Source organism: Photobacterium angustum, from assembly GCF_002954615.1.
Taxonomy (GTDB): Bacteria; Pseudomonadota; Gammaproteobacteria; order Enterobacterales; family Vibrionaceae; genus Photobacterium; species Photobacterium angustum_A.
Genome location: NZ_MSCJ01000001.1, coordinates 980,800 through 999,478 on the forward strand (window position 1 = coordinate 980,800; position 18,679 = coordinate 999,478).

General features: G+C 36.7%; 18 protein-coding genes. 5 read left to right on the plus strand and 13 right to left on the minus strand.

Features of this window, described 5'->3' with window-relative positions; translation table 11 throughout:
* Window positions 1-5: 5 nt before the first annotated feature.
* On the minus strand, window positions 6-1,412 hold the full coding sequence (locus BTO08_RS04185) for a methyl-accepting chemotaxis protein (RefSeq protein WP_105060010.1): 1,407 nt from the start codon (window positions 1,410-1,412) through the stop codon (window positions 6-8).
* 98 nt (window positions 1,413-1,510) lie between these two features.
* Here BTO08_RS04185 and yccX point away from each other — a divergent pair, with 98 nt between their 5' ends.
* Window positions 1,511-1,783 carry an acylphosphatase gene (yccX, locus tag BTO08_RS04190; RefSeq protein ID WP_105060011.1) on the plus strand — a complete coding sequence of 91 codons (273 nt, stop codon included), beginning with the start codon at window positions 1,511-1,513 and terminating at the stop codon, window positions 1,781-1,783.
* Between the two features lie 83 nt (window positions 1,784-1,866).
* Here yccX and tusE read toward each other — a convergent pair whose 3' ends face one another.
* From tusE to BTO08_RS04245, 11 genes are all read right to left on the minus strand, one after another.
* Window positions 1,867-2,196, minus strand: coding sequence for a sulfurtransferase TusE (tusE, locus tag BTO08_RS04195; protein WP_005368340.1), 330 nt, complete (start codon window positions 2,194-2,196; stop codon window positions 1,867-1,869).
* Window positions 2,197-2,349: 153 nt separating this feature from the next.
* Window positions 2,350-3,018, minus strand: a complete 669-nt coding sequence (locus BTO08_RS04200; RefSeq protein WP_005368338.1) for a Bax inhibitor-1/YccA family protein — start codon at window positions 3,016-3,018, stop codon at window positions 2,350-2,352.
* Window positions 3,019-3,266: 248 nt separating this feature from the next.
* Window positions 3,267-4,043 (minus strand): amino acid ABC transporter ATP-binding protein, encoded by a 777-nt coding sequence (locus BTO08_RS04205; protein WP_431356664.1) that lies wholly within the window; start codon window positions 4,041-4,043, stop codon window positions 3,267-3,269.
* 13 nt (window positions 4,044-4,056) lie between these two features.
* Window positions 4,057-5,154, minus strand: a complete 1,098-nt coding sequence (locus tag BTO08_RS04210) for an amino acid ABC transporter permease (protein ID WP_105060012.1) — start codon at window positions 5,152-5,154, stop codon at window positions 4,057-4,059.
* A 5-nt stretch (window positions 5,155-5,159) separates the two neighbouring features.
* Window positions 5,160-6,359, minus strand: coding sequence for an amino acid ABC transporter permease (locus BTO08_RS04215; protein ID WP_105060013.1), 1,200 nt, complete (start codon window positions 6,357-6,359; stop codon window positions 5,160-5,162).
* 108 nt (window positions 6,360-6,467) lie between these two features.
* On the minus strand, window positions 6,468-7,496 hold the full coding sequence (locus BTO08_RS04220) for an amino acid ABC transporter substrate-binding protein (protein WP_006645407.1): 1,029 nt from the start codon (window positions 7,494-7,496) through the stop codon (window positions 6,468-6,470).
* 587 nt (window positions 7,497-8,083) lie between these two features.
* The gene (locus BTO08_RS04225) at window positions 8,084-9,313 is read right to left on the minus strand and encodes an L-lactate MFS transporter (protein WP_105060014.1); all 1,230 of its coding nucleotides are present in this window, start codon (window positions 9,311-9,313) and stop codon (window positions 8,084-8,086) included.
* Window positions 9,314-9,626: 313 nt separating this feature from the next.
* Entirely contained in the window at window positions 9,627-10,853 is a 1,227-nt protein-coding gene (gene gltS, locus BTO08_RS04230; RefSeq protein ID WP_105060015.1) for a sodium/glutamate symporter, read from the minus strand.
* Between the two features lie 653 nt (window positions 10,854-11,506).
* Entirely contained in the window at window positions 11,507-11,848 is a 342-nt protein-coding gene (locus tag BTO08_RS04235; protein WP_005368330.1) for a hypothetical protein, read from the minus strand.
* A 70-nt stretch (window positions 11,849-11,918) separates the two neighbouring features.
* On the minus strand, window positions 11,919-14,987 hold the full coding sequence (locus BTO08_RS04240) for an EAL domain-containing protein (RefSeq protein ID WP_105060016.1): 3,069 nt from the start codon (window positions 14,985-14,987) through the stop codon (window positions 11,919-11,921).
* 191 nt (window positions 14,988-15,178) lie between these two features.
* Window positions 15,179-15,703 carry a hypothetical protein gene (locus tag BTO08_RS04245; protein ID WP_105060017.1) on the minus strand — a complete coding sequence of 175 codons (525 nt, stop codon included), beginning with the start codon at window positions 15,701-15,703 and terminating at the stop codon, window positions 15,179-15,181.
* 314 nt (window positions 15,704-16,017) lie between these two features.
* Between BTO08_RS04245 and BTO08_RS04250 the strand changes: the two genes are divergently transcribed.
* The 4 genes from BTO08_RS04250 to BTO08_RS04265 all read left to right on the plus strand — a co-directional run bounded on the left by BTO08_RS04250 (window position 16,018) and on the right by BTO08_RS04265 (window position 18,168).
* On the plus strand, window positions 16,018-16,374 hold the full coding sequence (locus BTO08_RS04250; RefSeq protein WP_105060018.1) for a DsrE/DsrF/TusD sulfur relay family protein: 357 nt from the start codon (window positions 16,018-16,020) through the stop codon (window positions 16,372-16,374).
* A 179-nt stretch (window positions 16,375-16,553) separates the two neighbouring features.
* Entirely contained in the window at window positions 16,554-16,895 is a 342-nt protein-coding gene (locus BTO08_RS04255; protein WP_005368326.1) for a 5-carboxymethyl-2-hydroxymuconate Delta-isomerase, read from the plus strand.
* Window positions 16,896-17,021: 126 nt separating this feature from the next.
* A complete protein-coding gene (locus tag BTO08_RS04260) occupies window positions 17,022-17,414 on the plus strand; it encodes a cystatin domain-containing protein (protein WP_105060019.1) in 393 nt (130 codons plus the stop codon).
* Window positions 17,415-17,517: 103 nt separating this feature from the next.
* Window positions 17,518-18,168 (plus strand): Qnr family pentapeptide repeat protein, encoded by a 651-nt coding sequence (locus BTO08_RS04265; RefSeq protein ID WP_105060020.1) that lies wholly within the window; start codon window positions 17,518-17,520, stop codon window positions 18,166-18,168.
* 60 nt (window positions 18,169-18,228) lie between these two features.
* On the opposite strand, the gene BTO08_RS04270 is transcribed toward BTO08_RS04265, so the two are convergent.
* Entirely contained in the window at window positions 18,229-18,669 is a 441-nt protein-coding gene (locus BTO08_RS04270; protein WP_105060021.1) for a VOC family protein, read from the minus strand.
* Between the last annotated feature and the right edge of the window lie 10 nt (window positions 18,670-18,679).

Below are 18,679 nucleotides of genomic sequence, written 5' to 3' on the forward strand. Positions count from 1 at the left end.
ACTGGTTATGAGGCTTTTAAACCACTCATTAACTGTTCAAGGGTTTGTGCTTGCTGGCTCAGTTGTTCAATCTCATTACTAGATTCACTGATCATCTGTGCTATCTGACTGGATTGGGTACGAACTTGTTCTACGCTGCTCGCTATATTTTCAGCAACAGCCCCTTGTTGTTCAGCAGCCGCTGCAATTTCAGAACTACGATCAGAGATCCCTTGGTTACGTTCGTTAATTTGGCCAATTTCGCTATCAACAGAATCCATTAATTGTTCACTGTTAATAGCGTTATCAACGGTATTTTTCATAACTGCAATGAGCTGTTGGCTATTTTGTTGTAGTGACTCAATCATTTGCTGAATTTCAACAGTAGCACTTTGGGTGCGCCCAGCAAGGGTACGTACTTCATCTGCAACTACAGCAAAACCACGCCCTTGTTCACCCGCACGTGCCGCTTCAATTGCTGCGTTTAGTGCAAGCAGGTTAGTTTGTTCTGAAATACCATTAATGGTTGTGACAACGTCATCAATTTTTGCCGCATTGCTATCTAACGCAGATACTGCTTGAGCGGCGGAATTAATTTCATTAGAAAGAATCGAAATGGCATTTTTTGTTTCGCTTACTTTTACACGACCATTTTCACTCACCGATTGTGCTTCTTGAGTTTGCAGTGATGTTTCGTGGGCATGGGTGGCAACCTCACGAATTGAGCTTGCCATTTCTTCAGTCGCACTTGCGAGTGAATCTAAATGGCTTTGTTGAGATTGTGATAAATCACCACTGTTATCACTGCGACGATGTAAATCGACACTTATTTGTTGCATAAGCGCTACAGCTTGTTGCGTTGCGAGTACTAACTGTTGTTCACGTTCTGCGACTTTATCAATTGTGATAGCAATCAGGCTAAATTCATCTCGAACAGGAAAGAAATTTAATCGGTTCGTTAGATCGCCGTCGGCTAAACTTTGTAGTGCTTTTTGCATATTAAACATCGCACCGCCAATGAAGGTCATGATGTAGTACACAGAAGCAAGAATAATAACGAGTAGAATACCAGTTATAACTAATTGTGTTGTTGATAAATAATCAAATAATCCAGTCTGTGTGACAGCTTGTAAACTATAATTTTGGCCACTCACTAATACAGAATCTGATGATGAATTTGTCACTTTTATTGCGCTATTTTGCAGTAAAATTGCAGCATCCGTAGAAGAGATATTTTGTTGTTGGAGGATGTTAGCGGTCAGTTTTAGTTGTTGCTGTGTTATTTCTAAGCGTTGTTGAGAGGCGGCATCAACTAAAATAGCACTAACAAAGATAATAGCGGCAAACGGAAGAAGAAAAAGTAAGTAAAATTTTTCTGTAATTTTTAAATGTATAAGGTATTTATCGATCCATCGAAAAGCGACTTCTTTCATACTTACATCCTAATTAGCATAGATAAGTGGTTGCGAGATAACATTAGTGGTGGAACTACATATACATCGACAAAATTACTTAGAACTTGAGGTGATGAATGTCACAGTTATGTATAAGAGCGAATGTTACAGGCCGTGTGCAAGGGGTGGGCTTTCGTTTTCACACCGCTCATGAAGGGTTGAAATACAGTTTAAAAGGTTATGCGAAAAACCTACCTGATGGCAGTGTGGAAATTTTAGCTTGTGGTGAAAAAGAAAATATAGATGCGTTATTACTTTGGTTAGGGAGTGGGTTAAAGCTCGCTGATGTTAAGTCAATAACAACGGAAGAGTTGGAATGGCGGCATGTTGATGGATTTACGATTAAGTAGTCAATGTTGTCAATAACAGAGGGTCACAAGATACCAAGTAAACGCGTACCCTGTGACCACAGAGGATTAGTAACAGTAGTGAATTAAATACATTTTACTGGTTTCGGTAACCCTGCTAATTTTGTTGCTTGTTTTGCTGGCCCTTTAGGGAATAGACGATAAAGATAACGAGAATTTCCTTTTTCTTCGCCGTATTTTTTCGCCATTGCTTTAACCAACATACGGACAGCTGGTGATGTATTAAATTCTAAATAAAATTCGCGCACAAAATGGATCACTTCCCAGTGCGCAGCAGAAAGATCAATCCCTTCTTCTTCTGCAAGTAAAGGGACTAGTTCTTCACACCAGTCACTAACATTTTTCAGATAGCCTTGTGCATCTGTTTCGATTTCTTTTTTATTAAATTCAAGCATGGTGAGCCTCGGTATTCATTACGGCTCAAAGCATAGTGAGTGTGGTACGGTGCTGCAAGTAAAACTGTTCACTATGTTCATGTATTTGACTATTTCTGATATAAAAATGCCCGCAAGATAGCGGGCATTTATCATTAAGAATAGCGGTTGCTATTAGTTATTATCGCTGTTGATAACACCAAGAATTTGCAACAAGCTTAGGAACAGATTGTAGATAGAAACGTACAACGTTACTGTTGCTGAAATATAGTTTGTTTCACCACCACGAACAATTGACTGTGTAGTCAATAGAATTGCAGCTGATGAGAACAGAACAAACATACCGCTAATAGCAAGTGACAGCATTGGCATCTTCAAGAAGATATTAGCAACCACTGCAACAAGAATTGCGATAAAGCCTGCCATTAACATACCGTTTAAGAACGATAGGTCACGTTTAGTTGTTAGTGCGTAAGCTGAACAGCCAAGGAAAGTTACCGCTGTACCACCAAGGGCAGTCATTACAACATCGCCCATACCCGCGCCAACATACATGTTTAGAATTGGACCTAAGGTATAACCCATAAATCCAGTCAGTGCGAAGACGAAAACTAAGCCTAAGCTGCTATCTCGGTTACGTTCGGTTAAGAAAATTAAACCATAGAAACCTACAAGTAATACAATCCAGTGTACAGGCGGTACATTCATTGCCATCGCTACACCTGCAATACCTGCAGAAAATAACAAAGTTAACGAAAGTAGGAAGTAGGTGTTACGTAGAACCTTGTTAGTAGATAGTAAGCCTTCGTAACCGCCGTCACGATTAACTATACGATCGTTCATAAAAATCCCCTTAGGGTAGTTATATTGAGACTATTAATTTATATATGAGGCTAAATTACCATAAAAGCAAGTTTAACTAAGCACTCAACATTAAAATATTTGTACTGAAGCACGTTATCATCACTTAGCTCGTGTATTACTTAACCGCGGCGATGAAAATCAGATAAATGTGTAAGTAAATGTTTCAAAGTGACTATGGTTAGCGCTACTAATCACTTGTTTTCTTTGAAACATTTAAATTATACGAATTAATGTAATATTTGGCTTAAGAACAGTTGAGTACGATCAGATTTTGGATTATCAAAGAAATCATGTGGATTATTTTCTTCAATGATTTCACCTTGATCCATGAATATAACCCGATCAGCAACTTGTCGTGCAAACCCCATTTCGTGAGTCACACAAAGCATCGTCATGCCTTCATTTGCTAACTCGACCATTACATCAAGCACTTCTCTAACCATTTCAGGATCGAGTGCTGATGTCGGCTCATCAAAAAGCATAACTTGCGGATTCATACAAAGTGAGCGAGCGATAGCAACACGTTGTTGCTGGCCACCAGAAAGTTGTCCTGGGAATTTATTTGCTTGATCGGTAATTTGAACGCGTTCAAGGTACTTCATCGCTAAAGCTTCTGCTTCTTTCTTTGGCATTTTCTTTACCCAAATAGGAGCAAGGGTACAATTTTCTAATACCGTTAGGTGAGGGAAGAGGTTGAAGTGCTGGAAACACATGCCGACTTCCTTTCGTACCAACTCGATATTTTTCAAATCATCAGTTAGCTCTGTACCACCAACAATAATTTGTCCTTTTTGGTGTTCTTCTAGGCTGTTAATACATCTTATCATGGTTGATTTACCTGATCCTGAAGGACCACAAATCACGATTTTCTCGCCTTTCTTTACCTGCAAGTTAATATTTTTCAGAACATGGAATTGACCATACCATTTATTCACATCAGTTAGCTGGATCATAAGATCAGAGCTGTTGTTATCCGTATTAGGTTTTGAAGTACTACTCGTCATAATGCTGTCCTTGCTAACGTTTGTGCCCAGTGTGCAATTTGTTTTCTAAATAAATACTGTAACGCGACATACCAAAACAGAAGATCCAGAAGACTAAAGCAACGAAGACATAGCTTTCAGTTGCGAAGCCTAACCATTCAGGATCGCTGGTGGCTGCTTGTCCTATACCCAATACATCAAACATACCGATAATGAGTACTAGACTGGTATCTTTAAACAAGCCGATAAACGTATTTACGATTGAGGGAATGGTAATCTTTAAAGCTTGAGGTAAAACGATAAGATACATCTTTTTCCAATACGTCAAACCTAATGCATCCGCTGCTTCATATTGTCCTTTCGGGATAGCTTGTAAGCCCCCACGAATAACCTCTGCCATATAAGCGGCACTGAACATCACCACACCGATGAGTGCGCGGAACAATTTATTGGTTTCCATTTCAGCGGAAAGGAAAAGTGGAAGCATTACCGATGCCATAAAGAGTACGGTGATCAGCGGTACACCACGCCACAACTCAATATAAACCGTACAGATACTACGTATAATCGGCATTTCTGAACGTCGTCCTAACGCAAGAACGACACCGATAGGTAAAGAAACCACAATACCGACAATGGCAATAACTAAGGTGATTAATAATCCACCCCATAGATGTGTTTCAACAACCGGTAAGCCAAATACGCCGCCGTAAAGGAGAAAGCCAGCAAGGAATGGATAAATATTGACAAAAAAGAGCCATATCCATCCACGGTAAGGTGTTTTCTCGTAAGCTAATAGTCCAATAAATAGCGCTAATGTTGCGTAAAAGAGTTTAGGTCTCCAAAGCTCAACTGTTGGATAAAACCCAAACATAAATTGATCAAAGCGAACGTTGATAAATGTCCAACACGCACCACTACTGGTACATGCATCACGACTATCACCTGTCCAGTCAGCATTAATAAATGCCCATTCAACAATGTACCAAATACCTAAAATTGCAAAGTAGCCTAAGATAAATGTCGCAATACTACTGGTCAGGGATGAAAATAAATTGGTACGTAACCAACCAATAACCCCTACTGTATTGGATGGTGGCGGGAGATCGGGTAAAAATTGATGTTTATTCATAGTGATTACCTCTCCACCAACGCGACTTTCTTGTTATAGATATTCATCACCAATGAAGTGAGTAGGCTTAATGTGAGATAGACAGCCATAGTCATTGCGATGATTTCGATAGCTTGACCTGTTTGGTTTAAGGTCGTTCCTGCAAATACAGAAATAAGATCAGGATAACCAATAGCCATCGCAAGTGATGAGTTTTTAGTTAAATTCAAATATTGACTGGTGAGCGGCGGAATAATAATACGAAGTGCTTGAGGAACAACGACAAGACGTAAGGTCTTATTCCTTGACAATCCTAATGCTTCAGCGGCTTCGGTTTGACCATGGCTAACGGCATTAATGCCTGAACGGACAATTTCAGCAATAAAAGAAGCGGTATAGATGCTTAGTGCCAGTAAAAGGGCAGCAAGTTCAGGAAGGATCGTTATTCCACCTTTAAAGTTAAAACCTTTCAATTCTGGATATTGCAAATCAATAGGCATACCTGTGATAAAAAAGGCAATCAGTGGTAAGCCTAAGACTAATCCTGTTACGGTTAATAATACTGGAAGTTGCTGACCTGTTTGTTGTTGTTTTTTCTTAGCATATCGATAAAAGAACAAAGAAATAATGATAGCAATGGCTAAACACCAACCAACAATTTCAGAGCCCGCTCCATATATAGGGCTAGGAATAGATAGTCCCCGAATATTTAAAAAGATAGCTTCGCCTAAGCTGATACTTTGTCGGGGAGAGGGAAGTGCCTGGAGTACAGCAAAGTACCAAAAAAAGATTTGCAGTAATAAAGGAATATTACGAAATACTTCAATATAAACTGCGGCTAAACGGCTGATTAACCAATTTGAAGATAGTCGAGCTATACCCATGATAAAGCCAATGATTGTGGCTAGGATAATCCCTAACACTGCGACTAACGCAGTATTTAATAATCCAACAACAAAGGTTCGCCCATAAGTGTAAGTTTCATCATAATCAATCAGTGTTAAGCCAATACCAAATCCGGCTTCTTGGCTAAGAAAGTCAAATCCTGTCGAGATACCTCGTGATTCTAAATTGGTAAGGGCATTATTTACGATGGAGTAAAAAAAGAATACCAGTCCGATAACAGCAATAACTTGAAAAATAATAGCCCTAAAAGTAGGGTTATAAAAAATATTCTGCTTGGATTTTGGATTAGATACATCCGATGTATTTGGTGTAGGAGCCATACAACAACCTCAGTTCCTATTGAGATGTAAAATTAGGGACCCGTTACCGAATCCCTATATAGTGCTACGTTGTACTATGTTTCTTTCAATAAATTTCTATGCTTATGATTAACGAATTGGTGGTGCGTATTGGATACCGCCATTAGTCCAAAGTGCGTTTAGACCACGTTTGATTTTAAGTGGTGAGCCTTCACCGACTGTACGCTCAAAGCTTTCACCGTAGTTACCTACCTGTTTGATAATCTGGTAGCCCCAATCATCTTTAAGTCCTAAACCTTTACCTTTTGGTCCATCTAAACCGATAAGACGACGAATATTTGGATCTTTTGATTCTTTCGCTAATTTATCAACGTTGGCAGAGGTTACATTGAATTCTTCAGCATTAATCATTGTGAAGAGTGTCCAGCGAACAACGTTGAACCATTGATCATCACCTTGACGAACGACAGGGCCTAAAGGCTCTTTAGAAATAATTTCTGGTAGTACAACTGCTGAACTTGGATCTTTTAAGTTTAAGCGCAGAGCATATAGTCCAGATTGATCTGTTGTTAATACGTCACAACGACCAGAATCAAAACCTTTAGATGTTTGAGGTGCTGTATCAAATACAACTGGCTTATAAGTCATCCCATTAACACGGAAGTAATCAGCAAGGTTTAGCTCTGTAGTTGTTCCTGATTGGACACAAACAGCCGCACCATCTAATTCTTTAGCACTTGTGATGCCCATGTCTTTTTTAACCATAAAGCCTTGACCGTCGTAATAGTTAACGCCGGTAAAGTTGAGTCCTAATGAGGTATCACGGTGAAGTGTCCATGTAGTATTTCGCGATAAAACATCAATCTCACCAGACTGTAGTGCAGTAAAGCGCTCTTTTGCTGTCAGTGGGATGTATTTAACTTTTGATTTATCACCAATGGTTGCTGCCGCAATAGCTTGACAGAATTCTACATCAAGGCCTTCCCATTGACCTTTTGCATTAGGGTTTGAAAAACCAGGTAGACCTGCACTTACGCCACACTGGACATAACCTTGTTTCATCACTTTGTCTAACGTAGCTTCAGCATTGGCGTTTGCAGCAAAAAGGGCAGTTGAAGAGGCTAACGCCGCAAATACCACTGATAATTTATTAGCCATTTGTACCTTCCTTTGTTGGTCTTGATGTGAAATTAAAAATGCATAAGTTAATAATTTTAACAACATGTTAACAGTTGTTAATTATAGGAAGAGAAAATAAAAGGTCTAGTGAGCAAAAAGATGTAGATCACGAAAAGCTAACAAGATGAAAATTAGAATAAAATAGTAATCATTACTATTTGTGACTAATTATTCATGGTGGCTGATTTTAAAAGTGTGGTGTTAGTGATGATAATAATGACGATATATTGGTGTGGTTCTTGCGTTGTAGCTTTATTTAAACGGTTGTTTAAAGTTAATCATAATGAGGTATAAGTTGTAAGACGAGATGTTTTAAAATATTTAATGTGCATAAGTGTGATTTATTATGCATTATGGTGGGGGTATTGAGTTGCAGTTAAAGTGTTTAGTATTTTGTTTTATTTTGAATTTTAATATCACATTAAGCCAGTTAATAAAGCATTTAAGTCTGATATTTTTACGTTACTTGGATTAGTGTTGTTAATTTGTTAAAAATTGGGAAATACTGTCTTATAAACAAGAAAGACTCAATAAAATTGAGTCTTTCTTACGTATATTTTAGATTGTTATGCGTTTGTCGCTTTTGTTGCCAATGCGACCGAATCTACTTTCTTCGTCACAAACGAAAGAACAACTGCGACACCAAGCATGATAGAACAAACGGTATATGCCAGCGTGTAAGTACCTGTCGTATCAACAGCGAACGCAGCTACGACTGGACCAATAAAGCCACTCACACCCCAAGCAGTATAAAGTACGCCATAGTTTGCACCATAGTTTTTCAAACCATAGAAATCAGCAATGATTGATGGGAATACCGCAAGCAGTGTACCGTAACCAATACCTGCAACAGCTGCACCAATAATTAATGTGAAATCTGACTTAAACGTTGCGAACATTACCATATTGATTGCTTGCATAATAAAGGCAATCATGAGGGTTTTAATGCCACCGATCTTGTCAGATAGAATACCGGCAGCAACACGACCACCAGAGTTGAATATTGCTAAAATTACAACTAAGTAAGCAGCATCTGCGATATTTGCTTGTGTTGCTGCAATAGAGGTGATGTTACCAATGATCATCAAACCTGATGCAGAAGCAAATGCATACATTACCCACAGAGAGTAAAATTGTGGTGTTTTAAGCATTGCACGCCAGTTTAGATCTGCAGCATTACCTGATTTATTATTTACATCGTAGCCAGAAGGAACTTCAGGTGTATAGCCTGCTGGTGGATTATTAATTGTACAAGCAAGAGGAACTGCAATAATAAGTACAGCAATACCTAGTACTAAGAAACTTGTGTTTATTCCTACTTCTTTAATCAGGAAAGATGTTAGCGGGGCTAAGTATACCGCTGCTAAACCAAAGCCTGCTGCAATTAAGCCATTAACTAGACCTTTCTTTGAAGGGTGGAACCACTTCATTGCAGATGGGCTTAGACATGCGTAGCCAAACCCGATACCACTACCCGTTAAGATACCGAAGGTTATGATCAGTAGCGTAGGCGTGGTTGCAAAGCTTGAAATGATCATACCTAGACCGACCATCACGGTACCAAGAATGAGTACACGACGTGGACCCATACGGTCTTGCAGAATACCTGCCACTAATAATGATAATGAGAAGGTAATAATGGCAACTGTATAAGGCAGTGAAGCGTCCGCATTTGACCAGCCTAAATCAACAACAAGTGCTTTTTTGAAAACACTCCATGCGTAAAGAATACCCATACACAAATTAATGCAGAATCCAGCAAGTAAGATCTGCATTGCTCTATCAAATTTTTTCATACTTCTCTCAATTAAGGCGATGTCAGCAGATCACTTTGCCAACAAAGATAATGTTATATCTCAATGGGGTTTTTAAAGTGCGCGAATCTTATCAAGATTATTTAAATTTAAAATTAGCTAGAAATTGTTTGTTACAAATGAGCTGAAAGTATGAAAGTTAGAGTGTAACTGAATTTGAATAGCGTTTTAATTGAGAGGTGAATGTAATAAGAGTGTTATTTATTTGTGGCGCTATTGAGTGTTTCAAAAGGAATAATAAAAGGGGAAAGAGTGCATCTCTTTCCCCTTTATAAAGCATTAAGTGTGATTACTATTAGTGACCAAGGAAACTCATATAGCCCTGTAGTACAAGTAGGTTAGTAATATCAATAAAGAAAGCACCAACAATAGGTACTACCATAAATGCTTGTGGTGATGGCCCATTTCGCGATACAAGCGCACCCATGTTCATTACAGCTGTTGGTGTTGCGCCCATACCAAAACCACAGTGACCACCTGCAATAATTGCAGCATCGTAATTTTTACCCATTACGCGGAAAGTCACGAAATAAGTAAATAGTGCTAGCACAATGGTTTGTACTACAAGAATCACCAACATAGGTAATGCGAGATCCATTAATTCCCATAAGTGCAGGCTCATTAGTGCCATTGCAAGGAATAGAGATAACGAAATAGTACCTAAGGCATCAACGGTTTCCTTATTGATTTTGTAACACTTAGTACCTTCACAAAAGTTAGTAATGAAAACACCAATGAAAAGTGCGTACACAAATTCAGGAATACGAAGTGCATTAATGCCGAAGCTATCTACAAATTCTTTAGCATGTGATGCACCAGCAACACAGACAAGAAGAATAAATAATACTTCAATCGTATTCTTTGAGGTAATACGATCTTCTTCTTTATCACTGTATGTAACAAGATCTGGGTGATCAATATGGTGATTACCGCTTTCACCAAAATCTGATTTTAGGTTGTATTTATTAATAAGACGCTGTGCGACAGGTCCTCCAATAATCCCCCCCATAACTAAACCAAATGTTGCACATGCCATCGATAATTCAAGCGTATTTAAGCCATAGTCAGTAGAGAAGGTATGCGCCCAAGCTGCACCTGTACCATGACCGCCTGATAATGTAATTGAGCCGACAACAAGCCCTAGTAATGGATCTAGACCAAGCAGTTTACTCAAGCCAACACCAACACCATTTTGAATAACAATGAATACCGTTGCTAAGGCTAAGAATAAGAACACGCGCGATCCACCTTTAGCTAAAAGCTTGTAGCTAGCAGCAAGACCTACTGTTGCGAAAAACATTTCCATTAATGCGTTTTGCATACTTAGCTTGAAGCTAATATCAAACCCTTGGAAATGAAAAATTGTTATAATAACAGCAACAACCAAGCCACCAACAATCGGCTCTGGAATGTTATATTTTCTTAAAATCGCAACTTTACTATTAATAAAGTAACCTAGAAAAAGCACGATTATTGCTATGAGCAATGATTCGAGCTCATTAATTTGAATAGTTGTGTTCATCGATAATCTTCTATTGTACTTCTTTGATGCTAATTTTAACGTTTAAAAGGTATTCTGACCATATTGCTATTCAAATTATAATGTAGTAGCTAATTAAGCTTTAAGTGATGAGATTGTATAAAATATCGAATATACCTACTTTAAAAAGTAAATTAAGTTACTTTTTGGTGTTTTTATTGTTATTAAATTGTTTTGTTTTTATGCTTTAAGGGTTGTTATTTTTAGAAGGTTAAAACTGCAAATAAAATTTACATAAATATCATCTTTAAAATTTAAATTTTATTATAAAACATATGCTTAACTGATTGTTTTTGTCTAAATCAATAAGTGGAGTCATATTTATTACGAAATATGCACTGTAATACGAAGGTTAAAATGAAATTTTAGTTATTATGAATGCAATTGAAAAAAAACAGAATTTTCTCACAATATAAGATTGGTTGTTTTTCGAACAGATATTTTTTGATTTATTTGGATAAAAATTTAAAAAAACTGAGTGATTTACACTTTAATAGTATTCAATGCTGTAATTTGTGCTTGTTTTTTGAGTTGTTTTTATTGGTATTAAAATTTATTGTAATTTTATTTGGTTATTTACAATAAGAAAAAAGGAAGCTATTGCGATAACTTCCTTTTGATGGATGAAGAGAAGATCAGTTACTGTATTTTTTGAGTTTTAGATCTTTTTTAAGCTGTTGTATATATGCGATACGGCTAGGATCTGCCGGTCGTGCTTGTAATTTATTGTTTTCTAATGTTTGTGCTTCATCTGGCAAAACACAACGACCACTCACGCGTTCATGGTGTTGTTTGGTTTCAAATTCAGCACGTTTTGCAGCTAATTCTTGTTCACGAGCCATCGACTCACGGGCTTTACTTTGATCCGTTGCATCGACAACGACATAGCTATTACGTTTCTGCTGTCGTTGTTGGACTGTGCCACCAAATTGATCGCGCTGCTTGATAAAGTTATTTAAGTGGTCATCAAAGCTCATCAAAGCATCCTACATAACAATTCTATTACCATAATAATAAGACACATTGAGAATGATGAGAACCTTGTTTTCAACTTAAAGTTGACCTTATTTCATTTGTTGTTAAATATTTATTCTCAAAATCCGATATTGGTAATGGTTTATCAAAATAATAGCCTTGTAACTCTTCCACGCCTAAAGATTCTAAGAACTTAAGTTGTTCTTCTGTTTCAACACCTTCAGCGACGATTGTTAAATTTAAATTATGGGCAAGCTCTATAATAGAGCGACAAATCGTAATGCTGTCTTTATTAGAAGGTAGATCTTTGATGAACTCTCTATCGACTTTTAGAATATTTATAGGAAAGCGCGAAAGGTAAGCAAGGGAAGAGTAACCAGTGCCGAAATCATCAATAGCGATTTTAATGCCTAGTTCACGTAAAGACTTAAGCTGCTTTAAAGCAAAATTAACATCACACATAAGTACGCTTTCTGTTAATTCAAGTTCTAGGTAATGAGGGTTACAGCCTGTATTATTTATCGCGTGCGTTATTGTTTCAACTAAGTCTGCCTCTAATAACTGTCTTGCTGAAATATTTATTGCAATGTCAAAAAAATACCCTTTGTCTTGCCATGATTTCAATTGAAGGCATGCTTGATTTATCAGGTATCGCCCAGCATCGATAATAAGTTCTGATGACTCTAAAACGGGAATGACATCGATAGGTGAACGATATTCTCCTTTACTATTTTTCCAGCGCAGTAGGGCTTCAACACCGCACAGTGTGTGCGTATTAGCATTCACCTTAGGTTGATAGAAGTATTCATATTGATCACTACCAACGGATTTGCGTAGGTCAGACTCAAGTATTAAACGTTGAATATTTTCGGCTTCCATTGATTCAGTGAAATAGCAGTAGTTACTTCCAGATAATCCTTTAGCGCGATATAAGGCAATGTGTGCGTATTTTTGTATCAGCTTAGGATCTGATTCTGCATCTGAACTTAATGCAATACCAATGTTAGTTGAAATAGAAATCACTTGGCTATCAATAGATAATGGCGCATTAGTATTTTGTAGTAATCGTTCGGCCACTTGTGTGATTGTTTGTAAATCGTGAAATGATCTGATTAAGATGCCAAACTCATCGCTATCAATACGGGCTAAAACATCTGTCTCACGTAAATTGGATTTAATCCGTTTTGAGACGATTAAAAGGATTTTTTCAATGTCTTCATTGCTCATGGATTCATGAAGCTGTTTGGTTAACTCTAAATCAATCACTACGATAGCTATTTGAGCCTTATGTCGAATGGCTTCTTGCATACTGTGAGCAATATCTTGAGTAAACATTGTTCTATTAGGTAATTGGGTTAAAGCATCATAGTGTGCAAGACGGTGTAATCTATTCTCATAACTGACTCTGTCTGTTATGTCTTTACTTGTTGCAATGTAGTTACAAATTTTGCCATCATCACCGCGAATTGGTGAAATGGTATAATCCACATAGATTATATCGTTATCCTTTTTTTTAGTAATAACATGGCGAATGGATTGTCCTGAGACCAATTTGCTAATGAGTTCATCTTGTTCATTTTTATTCTCGATATAATCATTTATACAAATTGAGCTGTGGCTACCAATAAGCTGATTTAAAGGCTTGTTACTCATTTTTATATAAGCCGTATTTACATACTGAATAAAACCATTTTTATCGGTAATGATAACGGATTCTGCGCTTTGTTCTGCTGCGCGAGATAAAGCTTGTAATTTCTTTTCACGATTAACCCAATAAGTCACATCAGCAATATGAAGTAGAATGTTATCTTCAATATTTTCAACTTGCTTAGTTGCAATAACTTCAAGGTGTTTTGAACGTTTATATTTAAGTTTTATATGAGTCTTTAAATGCTCGGTGTTAGGTAATTGATCAATAGTATTAAGTAAGGTTGTGAGTTCATCTTGAATTTGTTTTGAATAGAAGAGGCCAATTAATGGTTTTTGTAAAGCGCGAGAATGAATATTAAGTATTTTAAAAGCAGCGTCATTAATCGCTGTAATCACTCTATTTTTATTGAGTACTACAATGCCATCTTCGCTGTTTTTAATAACCGCTTCATATCTTTTTAAATTGTCATCACGTTGCTTGCGTAATATCTGCTCATTTTTACGATTTTTAATTAATCGCCTTGCCAACATTACTGAGCTAATAATTAAAATAAAAAAAGTAATATAAATTGCGGCTAAACGTATTCGGGTAAAATTAGAAAAATAAAGGTTGTTTAGTTCTTTATCTAAATTTAGTGATGAAACTAACACCCACTCTGATGTGTTTTTATCTATATTCTTATTTAGGCTTTTATCTATAAATATCAGTGGGGTATAGGTATAAAGATAATCGCCAATGATTGTTTGTCCTTTGTTTAATCGTTTTACTGCGTTCCATAAATAAGGATAGGTAACAGAGAAAAGTACGTCATCAGAACTTGTATTATCATGTCCTGATGGGTTAAGTGATTTGTTTAAGTATGGCTGTGTGATCCATTTTGCATCATTGTTAATAATAAAATTTGTACGCTCTTTATTGCTTGCAATATTACTCACAGGGATTTGGTGGTAACTTAGCTGTACAACCCAATTGCTGTGTTCTAATTTTAAATGTTGATAAAATGATACTTTATTTTGATGTTTATAAATGTAGCTTATTTTATTATTAAGAGAAAATGTATGATCTATATTTCTTAATTCTTGTGGTTCTTCAATGACTTTACTGTAATCAATATGAAAGCCATCTTTCACCTTGTTCAGGAGAAGGACTTGGTTGTTTTTATAGTCAATTAATCGAATGGAGTCATAGAGCTCTGAGGTAACAAGGATACTCTTAAATTGTTTTAGTACATTCGCCTTTTCCAAGACCCGTAACGGCTCGTGAAGAGGCTCTTGCCGCAATTGATAAGTGAGACGGTTTAAATCTTCAGTGATAGTATTTAGGTGTAAGTGACTGATTTGTATTAGAGACTCTAACTGACGAAGTTCATTTTCTTTTATATGTTCTGCAAGTTGAACACTGTCTTTCTGGTAAAAATAGAGACTTAAAATCGTCACCATAGCAACCAATGGTACTAAAAGGGCAAGAAGATACGGTTTTAACCCATTCACACAGACACCTTAATATGAATCTATAGACATACAAGGTATAAGTCTATGCCAAAGTGTTCATATAGTTAAGGGAAAATAATGAGAAACGTGATGAGGTAAATGTTTCAAGATGGTTGTAAATGCAAGTAATGAGGTAGCATCAATGTTAAATTTTATAAATATAAAATTTAATGGTCTTTACTATCGTTTTTTTATTGAATATTGCTATAAAAACGGTTTAATTGCTCAATGATAGAAGTCTTACCTTCATAATTAAAAATTGTTTTTACCGTCTGATCAGGCGCTTCAAAAATATGCTTTATAGCGTCTGCACTTTCGTTAGAAATACCATTGATACGATACTCTAAACGTTGGTGAATCAATGAGTCCGTTGCAGTGACATAAATCATATCTATATCTGCGATATTTTGACGTAGGAAATCACGATGCTGTCTTTTATAAGCACCTTGTGTAACCACTACACGAGGATAAAGAGTACGAAAGTGATTTACTTTTTGACTTATACGAATAAAAAAATCATCTCTCATTTCATCCGTAAAAGGCTTGTTCGCACCAATAACTTCACGCATTTCATCTGTTAAATCATCATCTGCATGGTAAACAAACCAATCGTCATGAGCACCAATGACATCACCGACATAAGATTTACCTGCACCAGAAAGGCCAAATAAAAATAGGACTGATGGCGCATGGGTTAGTTGAAGACGATGACTCATTTTATGTTCTCTTGTAGAGGTTAAGTACACTTCAGTTGGTATAAATAATCGTGTTAAATCAACTGAGGCAGTAATGTGCCAAATTATTTGTGTCGAGAATAGTAGAATATGCATATAACGTGAATTTGAGAGAATAATGTGCACTAACTGAATGTTTTGTAGACGCACTGCGAAGTAAAGACATGAGAAATGTGAACTGTGAGATTAATTGACTATTGCTATTCGTGCTAAGTAGTGTTCGGGATTTTTATACATTTAGTCTCATTTTGTGTGACAATAAAGGCAATTGATTTTATTTTTTATATGAGTATTAAATGCAAACTATTTTAATCGTTATCAATGACGCTCCTTATGGCTCTGAGCGTCCTTTTAATGCATTACGCTTAGCAATTAAACTTAATGAACAGGAAGAACAATCTGTAAGCCTCAAATTGTTTTTAATGTCTGATGCTGTGATGTGTGCGATGAAACAGCAAAATCCGGTAGAAGGCTATGATATTCAACAAATGCTTGAAATCCTTATCGCACAAGGAAGCGAAATCAAATTGTGTAAAACCTGTTGTTGCGCGCGCGGGCTGTCTGAGTCATTACTCATTGAAGATTGTGAAATAGGGTCGTTAGATGATTTAGCAAGTTGGACGCTAAAAGCAAAAAAAGTACTAACATTTTAATTGTTATGCTCAGTGATTTAACGTAACAGAAAAGAGCTATTTTTGTACAGGAATCACAGAAAGCAAAAGAACTCAGTTATTAAATGTATTTATTATCAAAAAGCTGATCAAACGAAGAGTTATCTTATTTATATATGCTAGTGTCATTAAGTAAGCTATTCATATATAGGAGATAAGCTGTGCCGCATTGCATTATTGAATATGCCAAAGATCTTGAAACAGAGATTAATTTAAATGAATTAATGGCAACAACTCATTACGCGACGTTTAGTTCAGGTCTTTTTGATGAAGAAGATATAAAAACCCGTGCCATACCTTATGAGTTATATCGTACAGGGACAACCGAAAAGCCTTTTGTTCATATTACCGTAAGGGTGCTTCCTGGTAGAGATCCGAAGCAAAAAGATAATCTATCTGAAGTCATCTTGCATCAAGTGGCAGCAATGTTCCACAATGATATTTGTGTCACAGTAGAAATTGAAGATATTAATCAGCAATCTTATCGCAAGTATGTCATATAAAAATGCAAATATAATTGCTTTTAATTATTAGTTATAGTAATAAATCACCGTTCGAATAAAGTATATTTGCACTTAATCACGTTTTCTGTTGATATATATGCAGAAAACGTGAATTAGGATTTGATGATGAATAAGAAAGTTTTATTAATTGCTTTAAGCTCTGTTGCGTTAGTTGCATGTAATTCGGCAAAAGACGTAACTTCGGATGAGGCGAATATGCAAGAAAGTTGTAATTTTTCTCACGCAATTGTTGGTGGTTGGGCACAAGGCGACATAACACCTGAAGTGGAACAAGCAGCAAAAGATGCCGTTAAAGCAATCTCTGGTGATCATCAGCTAGGTAAAATTTATCATGTAACACAGCAAGTAGTTGCAGGTATGAACTACTCAATTACGTTTAGTATTGAAAATGGTGATTACTACAATGCGACTGTTTTCCGTAGCCTACAGAATACTTATGATGTTAAAGATGTAAAACAAGTATCATCAGTAGCTTCGAACTGTGATGTACATAAGTAACTAAATAATAAGTTCTAATAGAATGAGAAAGCGCTATTATTGAGCAATCAGTAATTGCGCTTTTTTTGTTTGATTAGTCGCATGGTAATAGAAGAGATTGTGTATGCATGTTGTAGGTCAGTGTTATCAAGATGAAAACTTTTCTAAACAAGAATTGTCTGAAGCTACTTTTGAAAATTGTCAGTTTTATCGTTGTGATTTTTCACGTGCAAATTTAGTTGAAGCGAGTTTTATCAACTGTAATTTTATTGATGTAGGGGATGACAAAGGCTGTGATTTTTCCTATTCAAAACTCAAAGATGCGAGTTTTAAGCAGTGTAATTTGTCAATGGCTAGTTTTCGTAATGCGCAGTGTTTTGGCATAGAAATGCGACAATCTAATCTCCAAGGCGTTGATTTTCAATATGCTTCTTTTTCAAATTATATTACCCATAATACTTTCTTTTGCTCTGCATTTATAAGCGGCTGCAATTTACGTTACAGCAATTTCGAAGACATAAAATTAGAGCAGTGCGAACTGTTTGAAAACCGATGGAACGGGGCTAATTTGTTGGCTACATCGTTTAAAGGATCTGACTTAAGTCGCGGTGAGTTTTCATCTGAGCAGTGGCGCCAATGCGTTGTAGAAGACGCAGATCTCTGTCATGTGGATTTAGAGGGTGTTGATATTCGACGTGTAAATTTAAGTGGTGTAAAAATTTGCGATTGGCAACAAGAGCAATTACTAAGTCAACTGGGCATTATTGTGCTTTAAAACGCTATAAAAAGGTCGGTATTATTTAAATAAAATAATACCGATATACAATGCTATTTTTTACCATTCACCTTGGTTTTGCATCGAAGCCCAAGGTTCAGCTGCTTCTAGTGCGTCGCCTTTTTGTAGCAGTTCAATCGAAATACCATCAGGTGAACGCACAAATGCCATATGTCCATCACGGGGTGGGCGGTTAATAACGACTCCATTATTTTGTAAATGAGCACATAAATCGTAAATATTATCGACGGCAAAAGCGAGGTGACCAAAATTACGACCACCAGTGTACGATTCTGGATCCCAGTTATAAGTTAGTTCTAATAAAGGCGACTGTGTTTCTTTTGCCGTTTCTGCCTGATTAGGTGCAGCTAAAAATACTAGTGTAAAACGTCCACGTTCGCTTTCTTTACGTCGAATTTCTACCAAACCAAGCTTGTTACAGTAAAAATCCAGTGAAGCATCTAAGTTGCTCACTCGTACCATGGTATGTAAGTATTCCATTCTATTTCCT